This is a genomic window from Bradyrhizobium sp. PRIMUS42 (genome assembly GCF_023006515.1).
Taxonomy (GTDB): Bacteria; Pseudomonadota; Alphaproteobacteria; order Rhizobiales; family Xanthobacteraceae; genus Bradyrhizobium.
In genome coordinates this window covers 1-6374 of the sequence record NZ_JALBGZ010000369.1, presented here as the reverse complement: position 1 = coordinate 6374, position 6374 = coordinate 1, and the positions used below count along the sequence as shown (strand labels likewise).

The window sequence follows — 6374 nt, the reverse complement described above, 5'->3', positions numbered from 1 at the left end:
CGCTGCTCAAGGTTCCGCGGCTGATGGGCCAGACGCTTGGCTTCGTCTCGTTCGGCCGCGTCGCGCGTGCAGTTGCGAAGCGAGCCGCGCCGTTCGGCCTGCGCATGATGGCCTACGATCCCTTCATCCAGGAAACGCTGATGTACGACCACGGCGTGATCCCGGCGACGCTGAACGAGGTGCTGTCGCAATCCGACTTCGTCTCGATGCATGCCCCGGCGAGGCCCGAGGTCCATCACATGCTGACCGAGAAGCACTTTCGGCAGATGAAGAAGGGCTCGATCTTCGTCAACACCGGACGCGGCGCCACCGTGGACGAAGAGAGCCTGATCAAGGCGCTGCAGGAAGGCTGGATCGCGCACGCCGCCCTCGACGTGCTGGAGAAGGAACCGCCGTCGCACAACAATCCCCTGCTCCGCATGGAGAACGTGACCCTGACCGCCCATGTCGCGTCGGCCTCGGCACGGTTTGACGAAGCGCGCAAGCGCCGGGTGGGCTACGAATTGTCACTGGTGCTGCAGGGCATGTGGCCGGTAAGCTGCGTCAATCCGTCGGTGCTGCAAGACACCGCGCTCCGTCGCTGGCAACCCGTCAGCATGGATCGCGGGCCGAACAGCTAGGCGGCCGGCGCTAAGGCGCCAACGACCGAAACGACCCTTCACCGGCGACCAACGCCGGGAAGGGAACATATATAGGGAGGTACTGATGAGGAACGACATCACACGTCGTGATGCCTTGGCGCTGGGCCTATCCGCTGCAACGTTCGCCGCCACCGGTGCTGCAGCGCAAACATCCAACATCAAAGCCGCCGACGTGGCGGCGCCCAAACGCGAGATCGAGAAGGGCGCGTCCTTGCGCATGCTGCGCCCGGTGCGCTTCGTTCAGGCCGACGAGGACGTGTTCCGCGCAAATACGGCAAAGTTCAGCAAGGAGACCGGGGTCGAGGTCAAGGTCGACTTCGTCGGCTGGGAGGACATCAACCAGCAGACCGCCGTCACCTCGAACTCCGGCGCGGGCCCCGACATCATCATCGGCTTCTCCGACGCCCCCCACATCTACGTCGACAAGCTGATCGAGCTGACCGACGTCGCCGACTATCTCGGCAAGCGTTATGGCGGCTGGCTGCCGCTGGCGCAGAAATACGGCAAGAAGAGCAAGAGCGAGTCCTGGATCGGCCTGCCGTTCGGCGCCACCGCAGGTCCCCTGATCTACCGCAAGTCGATCCTGCAATCGGTCGGCTTCGACAAGGTACCGGAGGATCATGCCGGCGTGCTCGACCTCTGCCGCAAGCTGCACAAGGCCGGCAAGCCGGCCGGCTTCGCACTCGGCAACGCCAAGGGCGACGGCAACGGCTTCGCCAACTGGGCGCTGTGGTCGCACAACGCTGCCCTGCTCGACGAGGAAGGCAATGTGGTCATCAACAGCAAGGAGACGATCGCCGCGCTGAACTGGGTCAAGGAGCTCTACCCGACCTTCATCGCCGGCACGCCATCGTGGAACGACGTCAGCAACAACCGCGCCTATTCCTCGCAGGAGATCTCCCTCACCGCCAACGGCGTCTCGCTGTACTTCTCGTTGAAGAACGATCCGGCGACCAAGGCGATCGCCGAGGACAGCGAGCATCAGTTGCTGCCCAAGGGCCTCGCCAAGGTCTCTCCGATGGCCGGCCTGACGCTGAACGCCATGGTGTTCAAGCACAGCCCGTATCCGAACGCCGCAAAGGCCTTCCTGCAATACATGCTGGAAAAGGACCAGTACGAGCCGTGGCTCAACGCCAATTCCGGCTACTGGTCCCAGCCGCTGGCCGCTTATGCCGAGGCCGCCGTGTGGTCGCAGGATCCCAAGGTGAAGCTGTTCAAGAACTCGATGAACAGCACTTACTATGACGGCTACAAAGGCCCGATCTCGACGGCGACCGGAGCCGTCAGCGCCGACTACGTGCTGATTCAGATGTGCGCGTCCGTTGCGACCGGCGCGGCCACGCCGGAAGCCGCCGCCGCCGAAGCCGAGCAGCGGTGCAAGCGGTACTTCCGGCGGCAAGGCCGGTAGACATCGACAAAGCCGCCGTGATCGCGAGGAGCTCGTGACAAAATTGCAAAGCAATTTTGCACTGAAGCGACGAAGCAATCCAGACTGCCTCCGCAGACTCAGACTGGATTGCTTCCGCCTTCGCCAAGGCTTCGGCGGACAAGTCGCTTCGCTCGCAATGACGACGTGGTGACCTTCAACGACAGGACAACACACTAATGTCCGTGACCACCCTCTCCTCCCCCGCACTGGCGCAGCGGCAGCCGTCCTGGCTGGTGCGGCTGTTCGACTACAAGCCGTTCCTCATCGTGATGTGCCTGGCGCCCGCGATCGGGCTGCTCTCGGTGTTCCTCACTTATCCGCTTGGCCTCGGCGTCTGGCTCGCCTTCACCGACACCACGATCGGCCGGCGCGGCATCTTCGTCGGCTTCGAGAACTTCCAGTATCTGCTCACCGATCCCCTATGGTGGAACGCGGTATTCTACAGCGTGGTCTATACGGGGATCGCGACCTTCGGGAAGTTCGCGCTCGGCTTCTGGCTCGCGCTGCTGCTCAACAACCATTTTCCGTTCAAGAGCATCCTGCGGGCGATCATCCTGCTGCCCTGGATCGTGCCGACCGTGCTCTCGGCACTGGCGTTCTGGTGGATCTACGATCCGCAGTTCTCGATCATCTCCTATCTCCTCGTCGACGTGCTGCATTGGCGATCGAGCAACATCGACTTCCTCGGCTCGCCATGGCCGGCGCGCTTCTCGCTGATCGTCGCCAACATCTGGCGCGGCATTCCCTTCGTCGCGATCTCGCTGCTGGCGGGCCTGCAGACCATCTCGCCCTCGCTCTACGAGGCCGCGATGCTGGACGGGGCCAGCGCCTGGCAACGCTTCCGCTACATCACCTTCCCGATGATGATGCCGATCCTCGCCATCGTCATGACCTTCTCGATCATCTTCACCTTCACCGATTTCCAGCTGGTCTACGCCATCACCCGAGGCGGGCCGGTCAACTCGACCCATCTGCTGGCGACGCTGGCGTTCCAGCGCGGCATCGCCGGCGGCGAGCTCGGCGAAGGTGCGGCGATCGCGGTGTCGATGATCCCGTTCCTGGTGTTCGCGACGCTGTTCTCATATTTCGGCCTGGCACGCCGCAAATGGCAGCAGGGAGAGGCCAATGACTGACACCGTCGCGCAACCGGGCGTCGCGGACGCCAAGGCCGCACCCGACACCATGGCTTGGGATTCCGGGCTGCGGCGGCTGATGATGATCTATTTGCCGCTCGGCTGCTTCGTGCTGATCCTGCTGTTTCCGTTCTACTGGATGGCGATCACCTCGTTCAAGCCGAACGCGGAGCTGATGAACTACAAGGATCACAATCCGTTCTGGATCTCCTCGCCGACGCTCGCCCACATCAAGCATCTGTTGTTCGACACCGCCTATCCGCGCTGGCTGAAGACGACGATGCTGGTCGCGATCGGTTCGACCACGCTGTCCTTGATCGCGTCTACGCTCGCCGCCTATGCCATCGAGCGCCTGCGCTTCCGCGGCAGTCCTTATGTCGGCCTCGGCATCTATCTCGCCTATCTCGTGCCGCCGTCGATCCTGTTCATCCCGCTCGCCACCGTCGTGGTGCAGTTCGGCCTGTTCGATTCGCCGCTTGCCCTGATCCTGGTCTATCCGACCTTCCTGGTGCCGTTCTGCACCTGGCTCCTGATCGGTTATTTCAAGTCGATCCCCTATGAGCTCGAGGAATGCGCACTGGTCGACGGCGCGACACGCCTGCAGATCCTGCGGCGTATCACGCTGCCGCTCGCGGTGCCCGGGCTGATCTCGGCCGGCATCTTCTCCTTTACGCTGTCCTGGAACGAGTTCATCTATGCGCTCGCCTTCATCCAGAGCGGCGCCAACAAGACCGTGCCGGTCGCGATCCTGACCGAGCTCGTGACCGGCGACGTCTACCAGTGGGGCGCGCTGATGGCGGGATCGCTGCTGGGATCGCTGCCGGTTGCGATCTTCTACTCTCTGTTCGTGGATTACTACGTCTCCTCGCTGACCGGCGCGGTAAAGGAGTAGATCGCAACTGCGGCGTTTGGCCCGGTTTCACAAAACTGCAACACGCGATCCGCATAACGCGTGCGTCCGCCAACAAGCGCGCGGGCCGCGCGACGCTGCTCGATGGGGTCGGCCTGATGGTTGCGGCCGGCGAGATGGTCGCCATCATCGGCCCGAACGGCGTCGGCAAATCGACGCTGCTGCGGCTGCTCTCCGGCGAGCTCCGGCCGAACGCAGGCGAGGTGCGCCTGAAGCAGCGCGCCATCAGCAGCTTCACGCCGCGGGAGCTCGCCGCGCACCGCGCGATGCTGTCCCAGCACATCAACGTCACCTTCCCCTTCACCGTCGAGGAGATCGTGCAGATGGGCGCAGGCGAGCGCAGCGCGCGTGAAGCTGGACCGCTCGTCGATGCTGCGCTGGACGAGGTCGGGCTAGCACATTTCCACGAACGGCAATTGCCGACGCTATCAGGCGGCGAGCAGCAGCGCGTCCATTTCGCCCGCGTCCTGGTGCAGCTCGCCTGCGGCGAAGCCGAGCATGGTCCGGGACTTCTGCTGCTGGACGAGCCGACCTCGAGCCTCGATCTGCGTCACCAGATCGACCTCGTAGAAGCCGCCCGCCGCCGCGCCGGCAGCGGCACGGCCGTGATCGCGATCCTGCACGACCTCAATCTCGCAATCCGTTTCGCCGACCGGCTCGTCGTGCTGGCTGGCGGCAAGCTCGCCGCAGACGGCTCGCGGACGGATGTCCTCACCCGCGAGACCATACGCGACATCTTCGAGATCGACGCCGTCGTGCATCAGGCTGACGGCGTACCGTATGTGCTACCGCAATCGATGCGGGCAGCGGTGCCGCCGCGGTGAAGGTGCGCTCCCTCCCCCGCTGGCGGGGGAGGGCTGGGGAGAGGGTGTCTCGACAACGAAGATTCTCCCAGAGGAAAGAGCCCTCGCCCCAACCCTCTCCCGCAAGCGGGAGAGGGGGCGCACCTCGTTCGTGGCCGGCAACCTACCCCGCCGGCACGATCACCATGCCCTTGTCCTTTGGCCAGCGGATGCGCCAGGCGAAGTTGATGTCCTTGACCTCGCCGGCCTTGGCGTCGAACGACCATTCCAGCACGCCGCGCTTGTCACGGATATCTTTTGCTGTGGGCGGCGTGGTCGCGGGCAGCATCTCGACGACGATGTCCTCGCTCTCGCTGACCGGCAGCTGATCCTCGATCGCGACCTTGATCGGGAAGTCGTGACCATTGCGGATGGTGGTCTTGAACGAACGCTCGTCCGTCTTCGACGTCGTGACCAGAAGTCCGGCCGAGCCTTCGTTGCGCTTGAGCACAGCGCGCTCGATTCGGACCTTGTCGTCGGCGCCGAAGCCGAGCCGCACGATGTCGTCCTTGGCAGAGGCTGAGATCTTGCCGCGACCGACAAAGACGCCGTCGCGATAGATCGCGACCTTGCCCGGCAACAGCGTCGTGTCATCCGTCTGCTTGAAGCTGGCTTCGAGGAAGGCGGTCGGATCCAACACCGGCGCGGCGCGGACAGCGAGATCGGCCGGCACCGTCATTGCCGCGATGCGCAGGCTCTTGGCGCCCTCGGCTGCGCCGAGGCTGACGCGACCGGGAATTCTGAAGGTGGCCTGGAAGTCGCCGATCTCGGCGACAGCCTGCTGTTCGTCGGCGCGTTCACGCGGCTCGGCCGACTCCGCGACCTTGGCCATCGCGGGCGATTGTGCCTGACGCGTCATCGGCGCGGGCCGCGCCAGATCGGAGGCCGTGCCGAGTGCCATTGGCCTCTGCGGTTGCGGATATTGCGCCACGAGCGAGCCCAGCTCCGGCGCGCTGCCGCCGCGGCTGATGCGAACCGTGGAGACGCCGAGCGTGACGTTGGACCAATCCTCCCCGGTCGATTGCGTGATCTCGGCACGACGGACCAGCTCCAGTTGCGCCTTGCGGTCCTTGGCGCCGGTGTCGAGCCGGGCGTCGTAGAGCGGCATCCAGCGCGCATTGCGCACATTGTAGGTGACCCGCAACGTCGCCTTGGTCGCGGCCGGCGCGGCAATGTCCATGCGAACCTCGAGCTTGCTCGCCGGCTTGGCCTTGCGCTCGGCTTCGAGCTGGGCGATCTGGCGATCGATCTCGCGCAATTTGCGCGTCGCATCACGGATGGCCGTATCGGCGCTCGCAATTTCCTCACCGACCGCGGCAAAGGCCGTGCGCCATTCCGCAATCGGCCGCGCCTCGCCCTTCTCGCCGATGCCGACGGGGGCGGCTTCCGCAAAGTGCTCGGCGAACTTGCGGCGGGCGT

General features: G+C 64.6%; 6 protein-coding genes. 5 read left to right on the top strand and 1 reads right to left on the bottom strand.

Annotated features, from left to right (window positions below; genetic code table 11):
- From MOV75_RS23665 to MOV75_RS23645, 5 genes are all read left to right on the top strand, one after another.
- A partial coding sequence (locus MOV75_RS23665; protein WP_309486961.1) for an NAD(P)-dependent oxidoreductase occupies positions 1–620 on the top strand: 620 nt, incomplete at its 5' end.
- 85 nt (positions 621–705) lie between these two features.
- The gene (locus tag MOV75_RS23660) at positions 706–2049 is read left to right on the top strand and encodes an ABC transporter substrate-binding protein (RefSeq protein ID WP_246929962.1); all 1344 of its coding nucleotides are present in this window, start codon (positions 706–708) and stop codon (positions 2047–2049) included.
- A gap of 197 nt (positions 2050–2246) precedes the next feature.
- Positions 2247–3203 carry a carbohydrate ABC transporter permease gene (locus MOV75_RS23655; protein WP_246929961.1) on the top strand — a complete coding sequence of 319 codons (957 nt, stop codon included), beginning with the start codon at positions 2247–2249 and terminating at the stop codon, positions 3201–3203.
- Positions 3204–3252: 49 nt separating this feature from the next.
- Positions 3253–4095, top strand: a complete 843-nt coding sequence (locus tag MOV75_RS23650) for a carbohydrate ABC transporter permease (RefSeq protein ID WP_246929963.1) — start codon at positions 3253–3255, stop codon at positions 4093–4095.
- A 47-nt stretch (positions 4096–4142) separates the two neighbouring features.
- Positions 4143–4937 carry a heme ABC transporter ATP-binding protein gene (locus MOV75_RS23645; RefSeq protein ID WP_309486962.1) on the top strand — a complete coding sequence of 265 codons (795 nt, stop codon included), beginning with the start codon at positions 4143–4145 and terminating at the stop codon, positions 4935–4937.
- Positions 4938–5079: 142 nt separating this feature from the next.
- On the opposite strand, the gene MOV75_RS23640 is transcribed toward MOV75_RS23645, so the two are convergent.
- On the bottom strand, positions 5080–6374 hold a 1295-nt coding region (locus tag MOV75_RS23640; RefSeq protein WP_247006713.1), incomplete at its 5' end, for a mucoidy inhibitor MuiA family protein.